Origin of the sequence: Vibrio sp. B7 (genome assembly GCF_963888765.1) — a bacterium.
Taxonomy (GTDB): domain Bacteria; phylum Pseudomonadota; class Gammaproteobacteria; order Enterobacterales; family Vibrionaceae; genus Vibrio; species Vibrio anguillarum.
In genome coordinates, this window is sequence record NZ_CAWPKR010000038.1 from 25621 (window position 1) to 43562 (window position 17942).

Here is a 17942-nt window from a genome sequence, read left to right on the forward strand (position 1 = left end):
TCGATCACACTTTTGCAACATTCATCTTGCACCGCGTGCGCTTTTGCCTTATTTATTTGTATATACATTTAAATCAGCAGCGTACTAAGCGATAACGGTGACAATAAAGATGGATCTAATACTGACCAACGCGCGTATCGTCAGCATGGAACAAGGAGAGCTTGGCTATCAACCTAGCTCTCCTAAAACTGTGGTGATAAAAGCGGGCAAAATTGACGCCAGCCTTGATAGCCACATTCCCATAGCTGCCACACCAGAACACAAAGTCATAGATTGCCAAGGCAAGCTTATCACTCCGGGGTTGATAGATTGCCATACTCACCTTATCTATGCCGGTAACCGCGCCAATGAGTTTGAAATGCGCTTGCAAGGTGTTCCCTACCCAGCGATCGCCAAGCAAGGCGGCGGTATTTTATCAACCGTCCACGCCACCCGCACAGCATCCATTGACCAATTGGTTGAGTTGGCACTACCAAGGTTAGAGGGGTTGCTGCGTTCCGGTGTCACATCCGTTGAGATCAAATCGGGCTACGGTTTAACGCTCCATGATGAGATAAAAATGCTCAAAGCGGCTAAGCACCTTGAGGATCATCGCCGCATTAAAGTCGTCACAACACTGCTCGCCGCTCACGCCATTCCACCAGAATATCAACACCGATCAGACGATTATGTTGAGCATATTTGTCAGGAAATCATCCCTCTGGTGGCCGAACAAAAACTCGCTTCGAGCGTCGATGTGTTTTGTGAATCGATTGGTTTTACGCTGGCACAAACAGAAAAAGTGTTCCAAGCCGCAATTGCGCATGGGCTGCAAGTGAAAGGTCATACCGAGCAATTATCAAACCTAGGGGGAAGCGCTTTAACCGCCCATTACCAAGGTTTGTCTGCCGATCATATAGAATATTTAGATGAGCAAGGTGTGTTTGCACTCGCCCGTTCCAATACCGTAGCAACCTTGCTGCCCGGTGCTTTTTATTTCTTACGTGAAACCCAACGCCCACCGATTGATTTACTGCGTCAGCATCATATTCCAATGGCCATCGCAAGTGATTTCAACCCCGGTACATCGCCGTTTGCTGACCTCACTCTTATTATGAATATGGCGTGCACACTGTTTGGCTTAACCCCTCAAGAAGCCTTACGAGGTGTGACTCAACATGCTGCGCAAGCGTTAGGTTTTGCTGATTCTCGCGGCAAAATTGCCACTGGCTACGATGCCGATCTCGCCATTTGGAATATTAGCCACCCAGCCGATTTAAGTTATCAAGTGGGCGTACCGCGTTTGCATGCACGCGTAGTTGACGGAGCATTGACCTATGAATAACCCTACCTTTAGCAACACTCAGCACAGCTTCGAGTGGCAAGGCCGTCACGATGCCGAAGATGGCGAGTTAGGTACACGCGTTCACCATCAAACTCAACGTTGCACCGTCAATACGCTACCCATTCAACAAAACCAAGATGAGAAAGCCATTGCCATTATCGGTTTTGAATGCGATGTAGGGGTGGCCCGCAATAAAGGGCGCATTGGCGCAAAACAGGCCCCCGATGCCATTCGCCAAGCGCTGGCCAACATGGCTTGGCATAAGCACTCTCGCTTTTTTGATCTGGGCAATATTCGCTGTATTGATGATGAACTTGAGCTGGCTCAGCAACAGTGCGCTGATGCGATTGCCCATACGCTTAAACAAACGCCCGTTATCGTACTGGGTGGCGGTCATGAAGTCGCTTGGGCCACGTTTCAAGGCGCAGCGCAATATCTGAGTCAACAAGCCATCAGCCAACCACGAATTGGGATCATCAATTTTGACGCACATTTCGATTTACGTGCTTTTGAGTCAGAGATCGCTTCGGTGCGACCTAGCTCCGGCACTCCCTTTAATCAAATTCATCAATGGTGCGAGCAAAATCAATGGCCATTTCATTACGCTTGCTTAGGTGTAAGCCGAGCAAGTAATACGACTGCACTGTTTCAACGAGCCGATGAACTGGGCGTTTGGTATATGCAAGATAATCAGTTTTCAGCACTGAGCCCGATTGATCATCTGCGTGAACTGCAACACTTCATTGACCAGTGTGACTATCTCTATTTGACGATTGACTTAGATGTCTTTCCAGCTGCAACGGCGCCGGGAGTCAGCGCCCCAGCGGCACGTGGCGTAAGTTATGAAGCGCTTGCCCCTTATTTTGACAAAATTTTCTACCACAAAAATAAGCTGTTAATTGCCGACATTGCCGAATACAACCCGCAATTTGACCAAGACAATCAAACTGCTCGTCTCGCGGCAAGGCTGTGTTGGGATATCGCCAATGCCATGACCGACGATTAATCGCTACACCTCACTTAACCCGATACTGGCACCATAACAACAATAGCGCCACATTGTGAAACACAAGGAGTCTCAACATGACGCAACCCCATACTCAAGAGCAACGTCTTGATACCACGCGCACCATTCGCGCCCCTCACGGTACAACACTTCGAGCCAAATCGTGGTTAACCGAAGCGCCACTGCGCATGCTCATGAACAATCTTGACCCAGACGTTGCAGAGCACCCACATGCACTTGTGGTGTATGGTGGCATTGGTCGCGCGGCGCGAAACTGGCCATGCTTTGATAAAATTGTTGAAGTGCTTGAACGCCTTGAAGAGGATCAAACACTTTTGGTTCAATCAGGCAAACCTGTCGGTGTTTTCCCGACGCACAAAAATGCACCACGTGTACTAATTGCCAACTCAAACCTTGTACCACATTGGGCCAACTGGGAGCACTTTAATGAGCTCGATAAGCAAGGCTTGATGATGTACGGTCAAATGACGGCTGGCTCATGGATCTACATCGGCTCACAAGGCATTGTACAAGGTACTTACGAAACCTTCGTCGCCATCGCTAAACAGCATTTTTCTGGTAGCGCAAAAGGCCGCTGGGTGTTGACTGGCGGCTTAGGTGGCATGGGCGGCGCTCAGCCATTAGCGGCAACCATGGCTGGGTTTTCCATGATTGCGGTCGAGTGTGATGAATCGCGCATCGACTACCGCTTACGCACTGGTTATGTCGATAAAAAAGCCACCAGCTTAGATGAAGCCTTGGCGATGATCGATAGCTCGGAGACACCGATTTCTGTCGGTTTGTTAGGTAATGCCGCTGATATTTTTCCACAGCTAGTTGAGCGTAATATCACCCCCGATGTGGTGACAGACCAAACCTCAGCCCATGACCCACTTAATGGTTATTTACCCTTAAATTGGAGCATGGAACACGCCGCTCAAATGCGCACTCAAGATGAAAGCCAGGTGGTCAAGGCGGCCAAAGCATCGATGGCGGTCCAAGTTCAAGCGATGTTAACGCTGCAAAAACGCGGCGCTGCCACACTCGACTACGGCAACAATATCCGCCAAATGGCTCTCGAAGAAGGAGTGGCAAACGCTTTTGACTTCCCAGGATTCGTACCAGCCTACATTCGCCCACTGTTTTGTGAGGGGATTGGACCTTTTCGCTGGGTCGCCCTGTCTGGCGATCCCGAAGACATTTATAAAACCGACCAAAAAGTGAAAGAGTTAATCCCTGATAACCCCCATCTACATAACTGGCTAGACATGGCGCGCGAACGCATTCAATTCCAAGGCCTACCAGCTCGCATCTGTTGGGTGGGTTTGAAAGATCGCGAACGTTTAGGCCAAGCCTTTAACGCGATGGTGAAAAGTGGCGAGTTAAAAGCGCCAGTCGTGATTGGTCGCGACCATTTAGATTCCGGCTCGGTAGCAAGCCCAAACCGTGAAACTGAAGGTATGCTAGATGGCTCAGACGCTGTTTCCGATTGGCCGCTGCTCAACGCACTGCTCAATACAGCCGGTGGCGCAACTTGGGTGTCACTCCACCACGGCGGTGGCGTAGGTATGGGCTTTTCTCAGCACTCTGGCATGGTGATCTGCTGCGATGGTTCAGATGACGCAGCACAACGTATTGCACGTGTTTTACATAACGACCCAGCCACAGGTGTCATGCGCCATGCTGATGCAGGTTATGACATTGCGAAACGCTGTGCTAAAGAACAAAAGCTCGACCTGCCAATGCTCAACCATGAACTCGCGCAACTGAAGTAAGGACAAAAACACATGTTAAATCTTGTTATTAAACCGGGCCAATTGAGCTTAAAAGCACTGCGTCAAGTAAGCCGAAAACCGGTCACCGTATCACTCGACTCCAGCGCGATAGCGGGTATTGAAGCAAGCACACAAGTCGTTGAACAAGTGATTGCCGAAAATCGTACTGTTTATGGTATCAACACGGGGTTTGGCCTACTTGCCAATACTAAAATTGCCCCTGAAGATTTAGAAACCTTGCAGCGCAGCATCGTGCTTTCACACGCTGCGGGCATTGGTAAATTCATGGCGGATGAAACCGTTCGCTTGATGATGGTACTCAAAATCAATAGCCTTTCCCGTGGATATTCCGGTATTCGGCTTGAGGTGATCAACGCCTTGATGGCGTTAGTTAATCACCAAGTCTACCCCTGTGTTCCGCAAAAGGGATCGGTTGGCGCATCGGGTGATTTAGCGCCTTTAGCACACATGAGTACGGTACTGCTCGGCGAAGGGCAAGCTCGCCACAACGGCGAAATTATCTCTGGACTGGACGCGTTGAAAATCGCAGGGCTAACTCCTATTACTTTAGCGCCAAAAGAGGGGCTCGCGCTACTCAATGGCACACAAGCCTCTACCGCATTTGCCCTAGAGGGGTTATTTGCCGCAGAAGACTTATTTGCCTCCGCCATTGTGTGTGGTTCAATGTCGGTCGAAGCGGCGCTGGGCAGTCGCCGCCCGTTTGATCCGCGCATTCATCGCGTTCGCGGCCATCGCGCGCAAATGGATGCCGCCAGCGCTTATCGCCATGTACTTGACAGCCGCAGCGAGATTGGTGAATCCCACACCGCATGTGAAAAAGTACAAGATCCGTATTCACTGCGTTGCCAACCACAAGTGATGGGCGCGTGCTTACAGCAAATTCGCAATTCGGCTGAAACGCTAGAAGTGGAAGCCAATGCCGTTTCCGACAACCCTCTGGTGTTTGCAGACGATGGCGACATCATCTCTGGCGGTAATTTCCATGCAGAGCCCGTCGCGATGGCTGCGGATAATTTGGCGCTAGCGATTGCCGAAATCGGCAGTTTGTCAGAACGACGCATGGCACTCTTGATTGACAGCGCGCTCAGCAAGCTTCCACCATTTTTAGTGGACAACGGTGGCGTTAACTCTGGCTTTATGATTGCGCAAGTGACGGCGGCAGCGCTAGCCAGTGAAAATAAAACGCTCGCCCATCCGGCTTCGGTTGACAGCTTACCCACTTCGGCCAACCAAGAAGATCACGTGTCGATGGCAACGTTTGCTGGTCGTCGTCTGCGTGATATGAGCGAAAACACGCGTGGTATTTTAGCGGTCGAGTATCTTTCTGCCGCGCAGGGGCTCGATTTCAGAGCGCCCAATAAATCCTCCGCATTAGTCGAAGAAGCAAAACAAATCCTGCGTAAAAAAGTTTCGTTTTACGATAAGGATCGCTACTTCTCGCCAGATATTGAACAAGCTAATACCTTGCTAGAGCTGGCGGTACATAACTCGCTCATGCCGGAAAATCTTCTCCCTAGCTTATAATGTTACGCTATTGAGCCTCGCTCTCTGTGAGGCTCTTTTTACTGATTGGACCATTCATCGAGTGGAGTTGACTTATAATCGCGTCAGTTTTGGCTATACAGCGTACATTATGTCTCTTACATCTTATTTCTCTCATCAAGATCAAAAATTCCAGTTCACTCGCCAACAAGCGAGTCACTTTGCTAAAAAAGTGGCGGGAGATTTCAACCCAATCCACGACGAAGACAGCAAGCGTTTCTGTGTTCCGGGCGATTTGCTCTTTGCAGTATTGCTGCAAAAAGAAGGCATTAGCCAAAAGATGCGTTTTGATTTTTCAGGCATGGTCAGCGATGGCATTGCACTGCACATTGAAAATAAGTGTATGAAAGAGAGCGCTCTTGTCGATACTGCCGGCAAAGAGTATCTACACATGAGCCGTGAAGGCCAAGTAAGCCACAACACCGCATTTATCGAACACGTTGTGACGAACTATGTGCAGTTTTCTGGTATGAACTTCCCGCACATCATGGTGCCATTGATGGAAGAAGCGCAAATGATGATTAACTGCCAGCGCCCATTAGTCATCTATGAAAGCATGGAAGTGGAATTTGAACGTTTAGACCTCACTTCACCTGAAGTTGAGTTTTCTGGTGCGACGTTTGATGTTGACGGTAAACGTGGCATTGTCACGCTTAACTTTGCCTTTAAAGAAAACGGTCAAATCGTAGGGAAAGGGGTAAAGCGCATGGTAGCTAGTGGCCTGAAACCTTATGACCAAGAAGCAGTCGATGACTTAGTTAATCGCTTCAATGAACGTAAAGAGATGTTTTTAGCTCAATTTTCAAAAGCAGCCTAACCGTATTCTTTTCACTATGGCTTGAGCTCTTTTGCTCATCATCTAGAACCATGTTTGTTGTCTAGAACCACGTTCGTTGTATAGATTGCCGCCCCGCTATTCTTGCGGGGCTTTTGATTTCGGATGCCTTACGACATTCAACTATATCCAGCGCCTGACACGCTGCTTGTAATCGACATACTCTTCGCCAAAACGCGCTTCCAGCACTCGCTCTTCTGGATAAATCTGAAAACGATTCATAAACCACACAAATAAAAATGCGACCACAAGGCTCAACCCATTGTGTTGCCAATAGGCCACGCCAAACAACAGAAAAAAGAGCCCCAGATACATCGGATTCCGCGAATAACGGTAGATACCGCTATCCACAATACACGATGTCGTTTCTGGTTTGGTTGGATTGACCGTAGTTTTCTTGCGACGAAATTCGTAAATCCCCAGTAAACCAACGATGCCAGATAAAACAAAGCAAATCGCAAAGACCACTCGAGGCAGAGGTAAAGCGAGGCTTGCAAACTCAAAACTGTATGAGATACGATGCATCAACAGTAGCGCCACAATAAATATCGCCACTGGGGGTATTTTCAGTTCAAATTTTTCCATGCTGCTCCACCTGACTGTGCTTCGCTCCAAACCAATATCGACAGTATAGTAAAAAGCCCAGTAAGGTCTGGGCTTAGGGTTTACAACAATGCCAGTAAAGCTTGTAACGGATGCTTTGGTTTTACCTGTTCAAATCGTTTCACTTGACTACGGCAGGAATACCCTGTGATCAAGCAACGCTCTTTGGGCAGTTTTTCTAAACTTGGCTTCCAGCTTAAACCATAAATATCTTTCGACATCTCCAGCTTATCCTGTTCGTGGCCAAAGGTTCCAGCCATGCCACAACAACCAACTGGCACCGTTTTTAACTGAGAACCAAAATGGCTAAATATCGCGCCCCACTCTTTTTCTGCATTCGGTAGTTTGGTCTTTTCCGTGCAATGAGCAAACAGATACCAAGGCGCGTCACTGTGGTTTTGGTGATGGTTAAATTCCGACAAACGTGGCAACAGCCACTCATGAACGGTCAACACATCAAACTCACCGCGCTTATCGCCAAGAATTTCGTTGTACTCATCGCGGTAGCAAAGCACTAACGCTGGATCGACACCGACCATTGGAATATTGAGATCAGCCACTTGTGACAAAAACGCAGCGGTGTTTTTCGCAGTGGTTGTGAATTGCTTTAAAAATCCTTTGATATGCTGCGCTTTACCATTGGGTTTGAATGGCAACAGTATCGGATTTTTGCCTAATTTGATCAGCAATTGTACGAAATCTTCAACCACCTCAGCATCATAATAACTGGTGAATGGGTCTTGAACGATAATCACATGTTCAGCGCGATCTTGCTGTGACAGACCAGCGAGACGCTGCATATCAAATTTCACCACCTGGCCTGCGACACGCTTTGCCAACGTCGGTACCGAAAGCAAGGGTGCATCAACGTAGCCAACGGTTGAAGCGGTGAGGCTTTGTACCCATTTCTGAGCCAACACCCCGTTCACCACTTGCGGAGCCTTTGCCATGACCGGTAAAAGCGTTTCAATATTCGCGACGAGATAATCCTTAGCCGGACGCTGATAACGTGAGTAGTAGATATTTAAAAAACGAGAGCGAAAACTCGGCACATCCACTTTGATTGGACATTGGCTGGCACACGCTTTACACGCCAAGCAGCCGTTCATCGCTTCATACACTTCATGTGAAAAATCGTACTCACGCGATTTATTGAAAGAGTTACGCACGCGATCAATCATAGTTTTGATGGTTGGGTTTGACTCCAACACTTGCTTCTCTAGGTCAAGAATATCCACACCCTGCTCGGTAAGTTGGCGTAACCATTCACGCACCAAACCGGCACGGCCTTTCGGTGAGTGACGACGATCCGCCGTGACTTTCATCGACGGGCACATCGGCGAACTGGTGTCATAGTTAAAGCATAAACCGTTACCATTACACTCCATCGCCTGCTTGAAACTGTCACGGACCTTCACATCGATTTGACGATCAAAATAGCCGCGTTTGGTGTCCGTGACTTTGACCAATTCAAAATTGGTCTCAAGTGGCGTACATATTTTGCCGGGGTTCATTTTATTGTGCGGGTCAAAGGCGGCTTTAACGCGTCGTAATTCAGTAAATAGCTCCTCACCAAAAAACGCGGGGCCATATTCGGAGCGATAACCTTTGCCATGTTCGCCCCACATTAAACCGCCATATTTTGCCACCAGCTTGACCACCTCATCAGACACTTCATGCATCAGAAGCTCTTGCTGTGGGTCACACAAATCCAAAGCAGGACGCACATGCAACACGCCCGCATCCACGTGACCAAACATGCCATAACTGAGATTTTTACTATCCAACAAGGTACGGAATTCGCTAATAAAATCAGCCAAGTGTTGAGGAGGAACACAAGTATCTTCAGCAAAAGCAACAGGTTTAGCCTTGCCTTTGGCCGCCCCTAATAACCCCACCGCTTTTTTGCGCATGTTGTAAATCAGGTTAATGCTCGCCAAATCACTGCACACTTGATAGCCAATGATGCCCGCTTGTTCTTGCTCAAGCATCTGATCAAGACGCTGCGTCAATGAAGCGACCTGCGCGGCGACCTCTTGCTCGCTTTGGCCTGCGTATTCGACCATGTTGATGCCTTGCATCTCTTTGCCCGGAACATCCGCTAATAACTCGCTGACGCTATGCCAAACAATATCTTGCTTAGCTAGATTTAATACTTTGGAATCGACGGTTTCAACCGATAACGCATTGGCCGCTACCATTAAAGGGGCATTACGCAATGCCGAATCAAAGCTGTTGTACTTCACATTGACTAAGGTGCGAGCTTGGGGGATAGGCGTCAGATTCAAGGTTGCTTCTGTGATGAAGACCAAAGAGCCTTCTGCGCCACAAAGTACCCGAGTGAGATTAAAGTGATCACCTTCTTCATCAAGCGCATTTTTAAGATCGTAGCCCGTCAGAAAGCGGTTAAGAGGTGGAAATTTCGCCACAATTTGTTCGCGCTTTTCACGGCATACCGCTTCGGTCACTTGCAAAGCATTCACAGCAAAAGTACCACTTTCAGGCAAGCCTAATGAGAGATCCGATTCAAGTACCGAGCCATCGGCAAAAACGGCTTGCAGAGACAAGACATGATCCGACGTTTTGCCATATTTTAAAGAGCCCTGCCCTGACGCATCGGTATTGATCATGCCACCAAGTGTGGCTCGGTTACTGGTCGAAAGATCCGGTGAGAAAAAATAACCTAATGGTCTGACCGCATCATTTAATTGGTCTTTCACCACGCCAGCTTGTACTCTTACCCAACCTTCATCAGCATTAATTTCAAGCACTTGGTTCATGTGACGAGATAAATCAACCACAATACCTTTGGTTAACGACTGGCCATTGGTACCAGTGCCACCACCGCGCGGTGAAAAAGTGACTCTCTCAAACTCTGGTTTTGAGCTAATCTTACCAATAAGTGCTACGTCATGAGTTGATTTGGGATGCACAACGGCTTGAGGCAATTGCTGATAGACACTGTTGTCAGTCGCAACAGCAAGTCGGCTAGAGTATTGTGATTCGATATCGCCGCTAAACCCCTCGTTTTCGAGTTGTTGTAAAAAGCTCAAAACGACGGGATCGACGTCCGTTTGGTGATGAAGTCTTGGTAACATTTGCTTCCTGCCCCTACTGCGCTGATCCAATCAGCTGTGGGTTAATGGTTATTTTGATATTAATCTTTGAATTTCGTCACTTTACAACATTTAAAAAGGTGATCAAATCAGAATCTCAATGCAAGAATGAATCTCTCTAAAAAGTCATCAGTACGACATTTTTCCTGTACACAACATTTTAGCTATATATAGTTAATTAACGCTTTATGCTTTATATATTGATATAGAGAGTTAAATACCGCTTTTAAACTGCAATGCACATTACGGATATCAGAATGAAAAAAAACAAGATTGTTACCACTGAAGATATTTTGCTTAAGCTTTGTCAATCAGTGTCAGGAGTGCTCAGTTCTGCAACGGCGACCAACATTGCTTACTCAGCGATGGTACAAAAAATCAACAAAACGTCACTAAAGCCAGATTTCGGCTGTTTCGTTTTGTTTGATGGTGGCTTCTCTGGGCTCGTTGTTATCAACTTTACGGCCAAGGCTGCGCTGGAAATTTACACCAGTTATATGCGCAACATGGGAATGCCAGAAGAAGAGCTGGCCGTGCTGCACACTTCTGACGAGGTGGGCGATGTACTGGGCGAATTGATGAATCAACTCGTAGGCGACTTCACAAATAAAATCCGCAAAGAACTGCAAACCAACATTACCCAAAACCAACCGAAGATGCTGTCACTCAACAAACAGGTAATTTTGTCGGTGGATACTAATTTAGATCGTCCACAAGCACGCCGAGTTACCTTCTCGACAGAAAGTAATAATATTTTCTATCTTGAACTGGCAATGGATAAAACCGAATTCATCCAACTTGAAGAGTTTGAAGTTCAAGAAGATGAAAGCCCTGATTCAATTTTAGAAGCGACTCAGCAAAAACTGTCTGCCAAAGCAAAAAATGACAAGCAAAACAACAGTGATGATGATTTGACTACAGACCTATTGGATGAACTTGGTATTTAAACCACCAACCTCCTCTCGACTCGCTGCCTGATTTTGGGCAGCGATTCTCCACTTCGCTTTCACTTCCCGCATAAAACCGCTAAAATGTCGGACTTTTCTGAAGTTGTAGAATTGTATTTGCGAATTAATGGATAAACAGAAAGCTCTAAAGAAGATCGCTAAATGTCTTGAACTTGGTAATTCCGCGAATGTGAATGAAGCGGCCAATGCCATCAAGATGGCGCATAGCCTGATGCTGAAGTATGGGCTTGATAAAGATGACATCGAATTTATCAAGATGGGCAAAACCCAATCAACCCATTTACTACCCGCATCCATCACCTCATCACTACTGCGAGTGATCCGCGGTATCAATACTAAGTTTGGTGTAGAAGCGGTGCTACTCAATCATAAAGGACTCAAACGTGTTGAGTTTATTGGTGAGGCCGATCGCGCTATTTTTGCCGCATTCGCTTTTGATATCATTTACCGAGAAATGAACGAGCACACAGGCCAATTTCGAAATAGTTTCGCGGGCAGTGGCACTTCCAGCATGGAAGTCACACGGCGCGTCAATTCATTCGTTTCGGGTTGGATTGAAGGGGCATTAGAGAAGCTTCCAGTGATCACCGCCGATGATGAATCCAATAACAAAATCAATAATTACATTGATAAAGAGTTTCAAAATATTGACCGTGAAACCTTCAAGCAGCAGCTGCGTGATGCCATGAAAAATATTACCGCGGATTACGAAACTGGGTTAAAAAAAGGCCGTAAAGTATCTGTAAACCGACCGATTGATGGCGCACCTGCTCCAAAACGTCTTAGATAACCATTAATGCGCTATTCTGCTCTGTGCATTCGATAGAAATGCGCTACTATTTGAACAGAAATTAGCCCCACAAAACATGGTGAAAATTTGAGAGTTGTCCTTAGTTTGTGCCTGTTTTTCTCCTCATTAGTACTGGCTTCTCCTGTTGCTGAGCTAACTGCCCAAGCTCAGCAACAAAACTCAAATGCACAATATCAATTGGCGCTGGCTTATCAGCAAGGGGACAAAGTTGCTGTTAACCTAAACAATGCATTTTATTGGTTTCAGCAAGCGGCGCAGAATGGACACCCCTTAGCCAAATCTAGGCTAGCCAATCTCTATTTAAAGGGACAAGGAACCCCAAAAGACATCCCTCAAGCTCTATTTTGGCTGACAGACTTAGCCACTAGCGGCGATGTGAATGCTCAATTACAACTCGCTAGAACGTACGAAACACTCCCTTCGCCACCCTCAGCGTTAGAATTGTCAGAAATGTGGTATCGCATTACGGCAAGTAAGAGTAGCCAAGCCGAAGAGGGTTATGCCCGTGTATTGCAAGAAAAATTCAATCAACAACGTGCAAAACAAGTCTCCTCCATCAGCCAATTAGACAGCGCTTTTGACAGCAGCGATGAAGCTGACATGGTGGTCAGCACTACACCCGTTGATCGCAACTCGACAAGCTCTATCATGACGGATTACTTATCTCTATTGTTGCTGATCTTACTCCTTTTGATGCTTATCTATCTTTTCCGCTTCTGGAGACGAAAACGCAAGACTCAACAACACGATAAAAATAGTCAACACCAGCAAGAAATCGAATCGCAGGCCTTTATGATCAAGCAGCAAAAAAGGCAGCTTGAAAGCTTATTCAAAGAGATCAAAAGACTGCAAAACAATCATGTGGCTCAATCTCAGGATCAAAAATTACTATTAGCCTGCGCATTATTTGGCTTTAAACCCAGTGAACTTCCCGATGAAAAAAGCATCAAGCTTCGCTACAAGCAACTGTGCAAAATATACCACCCAGATCTTCAAGGCTCACAAGAAGAAATGAAACGACTCAATGGTGCGTTAAAAGTTATCCTGCCTCACGTTAAGTAAATGTTATTTTTAATGCGAAATATTACCGCTCGCGATTAAAACACTCGCTAAAGATAGACAACGCAATCGATCTCCATCTCACTTAAAGTAACAAATAGTTAACTTAATTCTCTTTTATATGGGATAATACGCCGCGAAAATTACACCTAAATCTTCTAGGTGGGGAGAAAACATGTTTACGATTGAAGGTATTTGCGATTGGTGTAAACAACCAAAGCTATTAATAAAACACGAATATATTGATGGGAAATCGCATCACTCATGTGAAAGTTGCAATGAGTTTGCGCGCATGGATGTCAGGCAGTTTAATATTGCAGAGCAAGCATTTCGAGATCGACAGTCACTGTCACATTAGGCATCAATAGCTATACATGAAAAAGCGCCAACACGGCGCTTTTTTACTGCCTATTTTAAAAGCACACCCATTTCAGCGACTATGATAACTTATCTAATTAGTGACGAGACACTGTTACTAGGATACTTACATTGATCACAAAACAGACAACAGCGCTTTATCTTTGAACAATTTGATTGTTTGCTAAAAATATTTATTAATCAATAAATTAAAACAAAATCTAACGAATTCAAGCTTGGTTATGCTGATAAATTCAGCAAAAAAAACTTGATCAGTATCTACAACTCAAATACTGTATACACATACAGCATGTATGAAAGGACAGTGTTATGCTTCAAGTAAATTTCGCTTCTCAACTATCAGCTCAGTACCCTTTGGCTAATGCCCATCGCTCAGTAAATACGATTGAACAAGCCATGATGTCAAAGCTTGCTAAGCTATCCCAGCACCAACAGCAGTGGATCTTATTCACCTCTGAATGTCCTCGACCACAGTATGAACAGTTTGCTTCTTTCAATATACATTGCGACAGAGTGATCCACATGAAACCCTCTCAAACGTTATCGGAATTAGAGATTGTGATTAAAGCTATCCGCTCCGGAAATGCCAGTGCGATAATCGCGTCAAATACTATTGAGCCTATCAACCAACACCTACTCAAGCAATTAGCGGCCGAGCACCACTGTGATGTGTTTTTTGTTGCAGGGAAACAGCAACCGTTCCATTGATCGAGAAAATGCTGTTGAGGGTGAATAATGCTGTATTACCCTCCATAACAGCAAAGGCCTAGCATTGTGGCTAGACCTTTGAGATTAGAACATCTTATTGTGTCACTGTGACATCAATAGATTAGATATCAATTACATCGAATACCACTTCAGTATCGACATCGGCTTCGTAATCAACGCCATCAACACCAAAACCGAATAACTTCAAGAATTCTTCTTTGTATTCAACGTAATCCGTCAGCTCTTTCAGGTTTTCAGTAGTGATCTGTGGCCAAAGCTCACGGCAATGCTTTTGAATATCTTCACGCAGTTCCCAGTCATCCAGACGCAGACGATTTTGCTCATCTACTTCCGGCGCACTACCGTCTTCTTTATAAAGACGTTGGCTAAACATGCGATAGATCTGTTCAATACATCCTTCATGTACACCTTGCTCACGCATTTTCTTAAACACCATTGCGATGTAAAGAGGCATAACAGGAATAGCTGAACTGGCTTGAGTAACAACCGATTTAAGAACGGCCACATTAGCCGTACCGCCTAATACAGAAAGCTGTTCATTCAGTGCCGATGCGGCGCGGTCTAAATCCATCTTCGCTTTACCTAGCGCACCATCCCAATAGATTGGCCAAGTTAGCTCAGTACCGATATAGCTATAAGCCACGGTTTTACACCCTTGAGCCAATACGCCAGCTTCAGCAAGTGCATGGATCCACAGCTCCCAATCTTGACCACCCATAACCGTTACCGTGTCTGCAATTTCCTGCTCAGTTGCAGGTTCAACACTGGCTTCAATGATGATGTCTTTATTGGTATCAACCGCTGTCGCGGTGTATGTTTGGCCAATCGGTTTTAATGATGAGCGAATCAGTTCGCCAGTTTCAGGTAATTTACGCACTGGTGAAGCAAGCGAGTAAACCACCATATCAATTTGACCTAAGTCTTGTTTGATTAGCTCGATCGCTTTCTGTTTTGCTTGGTGAGAAAATGCATCACCATTTAGGCTTTTAGCATACAAACCCGCCTCGTGAGCAAGCTTGTCAAACGCGGCTGCGTTATAAAAACCGGCGGTGCCTGGTTTTTTGTCCGTGCCCGGTTTTTCAAAGAAAACACCGATGGTCGCAGCACCTCCACCAAAAGCGGCGGTAATACGAGACGAAAGGCCGTAGCCACTGGATGAGCCTACAACAAGTACACGTTTCGGTGCATTTTTGATAGGGCCTTGTGCTTTGGTGTAAGCAATTTGTTCTTTTACATTAGCTTCACAACCCACAGGGTGCGTTGTCGTACAGATAAATCCACGAATTTTAGGTTTGATGATCATATTCAACTTCCTTCAAAAATCTCCGCTAGGATAAAAGTTTCGCTCGAAGATCTCACCCTATTTCTTTAAAAACAGGCAGAAATTGCAAGTGGTTGGATCTCTCGTGGCTCAAAAAATCAGGGCACCCGACTAGGATACCCTGATATATGGTCACACTTTTAGTAACGATATTCGCGACTAAGCAACATGATTAAGCTTTGGCTTTCCCGGCTTATTGGTCATCACCTCGCTCAAGTCATGGCTAAAGTGATCAACTTGAATCGCTTTATAACGCAGTTTGTCTGCGGCCAAAATTTGGTCTACTTCAGTTTGAGTCAACACATTTTCGCTTAAGGCTTGAGCCAATCGCTCAGTCAGGGCACCTTTACGCGCAATTTTACCCTCTTTGGCTGCGCGGAACAGCTTGCGCTCAAGTGCACTGATACCATACATCGCCAAAAACGCTTTTTCCATCAAGCCAACGCTATCGTCTTCCTCTGGCCCAATGTAGCAAAGATGAGTGAGACGATCTCGATGTGCTCCAGGAGTCATTAAGCTTTCCGCCAGTTTGACCGACAGCTCATCGCTAGGTTTGTCATAATGATTGCCCAAAGGGAAGACCAACACCTTAAGTAAGCGCCCAACCACTTTGTTGGGGAAGTTGCTGTACGCCTCTTGCAAAGATTTAGCCGCGTGGTACAAACAATATTGCACCGCGTAGTGCACGTAATCTAAATCGGTTTGTTGGCGGCCTTCATCTTCATACTTTTTCAAGGTCGCTGAAGCCATGTACAGATAACTCAAACCATCACCTAAACGCGCTGAGATCATCTCTTTACGTTTAAGATCGCCACCTAACGTCAACATAGCGAAATCGGCACTCACGGCAAGTGCTCGGCTAATGCGCGTTAACTGTTGGTAATACGCTTTTGTTGGGCCGCTCATTTGCGCTTTGACAAAGCGCGAACCCGTTAATGCAGCACCGAGTGCCCCAAAAGTATTTTTGGTCGCGTGGCTAATGTGCTTAAACAACAGCTTATCGAAATCTTTCGCGCCTTGCTCTGTATCAGGATTAGCCGCCGCTTCCATCTCTTTCAAAACATAAGGATGACAACGAGTGGCACCTTGGCCAAAGATCATCAAATTGCGAGTTAGGATATTGGCCCCTTCAACCGTTATTGCGACCGGGATACCGAGATAATGTGTTCCGAGGTAGTTCATTGGCCCATCTTGAATCGCTCGACCAGAGTGAATATCCATCGAATCATTTAAAATTGTGCGCGCAATTTCTGTCATATGATATTTGGCAATGGCAGTCACTATGCCCGGCTTTTCTTTCAAATCGAGCGAGGTTGTGGTTAAGGTTCGTGTCGCTTCAAGCAAATAAGTTAAGCCACCGATACGGCCCAATGCTTCAGCTACCCCTTCAAATTTACCAATCGACATGCCAAATTGCTTGCGCACATAAGCGTATGCACCTGTCGTGCGCGAAGTTAAGTGACCAATCGCCGTACCAAGTGCGGGCAATGAAATACCACGCCCTGCCGACAAACATTCCACCAGCATGCGCCAGCCTTTACCCGCATAGTCAGCACCACCGATGAGCCAATCCATCGGGATGAAAACATCTTGACCACGCGTTGGGCCGTTCATAAACGCAAGGCCGAGTGGATCATGTCGCTCGCCAATTTCCACGCCTTTGTGATTAGCAGGGATCAGCGCGCAGGTAATACCGATATCGAGCTTATCGCCTAGAAGTTTTTCAGGATCACTGAGTTTGAAAGCTAGGCCTAGCACAGTTGCAACCGGAGCCAGCGTGATATAACGCTTATTCCAACTGAGTTTAATCCCAAGGACTTCTTTGCCCTCGTGCTTGCCGTAACACACCACGCCTTGATCAGGAATGCCGCCAGCATCGGAGCCTGCTTCTGGCCCGGTCAGCGCAAAACAAGGGATATCCGTACCGTCAGCTAAGCGAGGAAGCCAGTAGTCTTTCTGTTGTTGTGTACCGTAGTGAGAGAGGAGCTCTCCCGGGCCAAGCGAGTTTGGCACCATCACTGTAACAGCGGTACTGATACTGCGCGTCGCAATCCGTGACACTATGGTGGAGTTGGCGAGTGCGGAAAATTCACGACCACCGTAGGCCTTTGAAATAATCAAAGAGAAAAAACGCTCTTTACGCAGAAACGTCCACACTTCCGCTGGCAAGTCGCGATCTTCTTTCACGATTTTATGGTCATCTAACATGGACAGCAGCGTTTCCAACTCATTATCAATGAAAGATTGCTCTTCATCTGACAAGGTTGGTTTTGGGTAATGATGCAGCTTGGTAAAGTCTGGACGACCTGAAAACAGTTCACCATCCCACCAAACGCTGCCCGCTTCCATCGCCTCTTTTTCTGTCTCCGATAACGGAGGCAAAACTTGCTTAAACAGTTTAAAGGCGGGGTCGCTTATCCATTTTCTTCGTAGAGAGCTCATGATCAGATCCTT

At 46.4% G+C, this 17942-nt stretch carries 14 protein-coding genes; 10 read left to right on the forward strand and 4 right to left on the reverse strand.

Annotation, left to right across the window (positions count from 1 at the left end):
• The first annotated feature begins 109 nt into the window (after window positions 1-109).
• From hutI to AACV32_RS15105, 5 genes are all read left to right on the forward strand, one after another.
• Entirely contained in the window at window positions 110-1324 is a 1215-nt protein-coding gene (gene hutI, locus AACV32_RS15085; protein WP_026028673.1) for an imidazolonepropionase, read from the forward strand.
• The gene (gene hutG, locus AACV32_RS15090; protein WP_170895425.1) at window positions 1317-2330 is read left to right on the forward strand and encodes a formimidoylglutamase; all 1014 of its coding nucleotides are present in this window, start codon (window positions 1317-1319) and stop codon (window positions 2328-2330) included. Before hutI ends, hutG begins: the two co-directional genes overlap by 8 nt.
• Window positions 2331-2407: 77 nt before the next feature.
• Complete coding sequence (gene hutU, locus AACV32_RS15095) at window positions 2408-4105, forward strand: urocanate hydratase (protein ID WP_017050360.1); 1698 nt, start codon at window positions 2408-2410, stop codon at window positions 4103-4105.
• Between the two features lie 12 nt (window positions 4106-4117).
• Window positions 4118-5650: a histidine ammonia-lyase gene (gene hutH / locus AACV32_RS15100; protein ID WP_017048047.1), complete on the forward strand. Its 1533-nt coding sequence runs from the start codon at window positions 4118-4120 to the stop codon at window positions 5648-5650.
• A 109-nt stretch (window positions 5651-5759) separates the two neighbouring features.
• On the forward strand, window positions 5760-6485 hold the full coding sequence (locus AACV32_RS15105) for a DUF3581 domain-containing protein (RefSeq protein ID WP_026027168.1): 726 nt from the start codon (window positions 5760-5762) through the stop codon (window positions 6483-6485).
• Between the two features lie 141 nt (window positions 6486-6626).
• On the opposite strand, the gene AACV32_RS15110 is transcribed toward AACV32_RS15105, so the two are convergent.
• Both AACV32_RS15110 and ydiJ read right to left on the reverse strand, forming a co-directional pair.
• Window positions 6627-7118: a methyltransferase family protein gene (locus AACV32_RS15110; protein ID WP_013856601.1), complete on the reverse strand. Its 492-nt coding sequence runs from the start codon at window positions 7116-7118 to the stop codon at window positions 6627-6629.
• 50 nt (window positions 7119-7168) lie between these two features.
• Window positions 7169-10204, reverse strand: a complete 3036-nt coding sequence (ydiJ, locus tag AACV32_RS15115) for a D-2-hydroxyglutarate dehydrogenase YdiJ (protein WP_170895424.1) — start codon at window positions 10202-10204, stop codon at window positions 7169-7171.
• Window positions 10205-10479: 275 nt separating this feature from the next.
• On the opposite strand from ydiJ, the gene AACV32_RS15120 reads away from it, so the two are divergent.
• The 5 genes from AACV32_RS15120 to AACV32_RS15140 all read left to right on the forward strand — a co-directional run bounded on the left by AACV32_RS15120 (window position 10480) and on the right by AACV32_RS15140 (window position 14146).
• A complete protein-coding gene (locus AACV32_RS15120; protein ID WP_026028133.1) occupies window positions 10480-11169 on the forward strand; it encodes a DUF3334 family protein in 690 nt (229 codons plus the stop codon).
• A gap of 127 nt (window positions 11170-11296) precedes the next feature.
• Window positions 11297-11980, forward strand: a complete 684-nt coding sequence (locus AACV32_RS15125) for a DUF2786 domain-containing protein (RefSeq protein ID WP_017042255.1) — start codon at window positions 11297-11299, stop codon at window positions 11978-11980.
• A gap of 105 nt (window positions 11981-12085) precedes the next feature.
• Complete coding sequence (locus tag AACV32_RS15130) at window positions 12086-13063, forward strand: J domain-containing protein (RefSeq protein ID WP_170895440.1); 978 nt, start codon at window positions 12086-12088, stop codon at window positions 13061-13063.
• A 172-nt stretch (window positions 13064-13235) separates the two neighbouring features.
• On the forward strand, window positions 13236-13418 hold the full coding sequence (locus AACV32_RS15135; protein WP_010319035.1) for a hypothetical protein: 183 nt from the start codon (window positions 13236-13238) through the stop codon (window positions 13416-13418).
• Between the two features lie 329 nt (window positions 13419-13747).
• Window positions 13748-14146: a hypothetical protein gene (locus tag AACV32_RS15140; protein ID WP_017045220.1), complete on the forward strand. Its 399-nt coding sequence runs from the start codon at window positions 13748-13750 to the stop codon at window positions 14144-14146.
• A 121-nt stretch (window positions 14147-14267) separates the two neighbouring features.
• On the opposite strand, the gene fabV is transcribed toward AACV32_RS15140, so the two are convergent.
• On the reverse strand, window positions 14268-15470 hold the full coding sequence (gene fabV, locus AACV32_RS15145) for an enoyl-ACP reductase FabV (RefSeq protein WP_170895423.1): 1203 nt from the start codon (window positions 15468-15470) through the stop codon (window positions 14268-14270).
• A gap of 177 nt (window positions 15471-15647) precedes the next feature.
• A complete protein-coding gene (locus tag AACV32_RS15150; RefSeq protein ID WP_026028135.1) occupies window positions 15648-17930 on the reverse strand; it encodes an acyl-CoA dehydrogenase in 2283 nt (760 codons plus the stop codon).
• Between the last annotated feature and the right edge of the window lie 12 nt (window positions 17931-17942).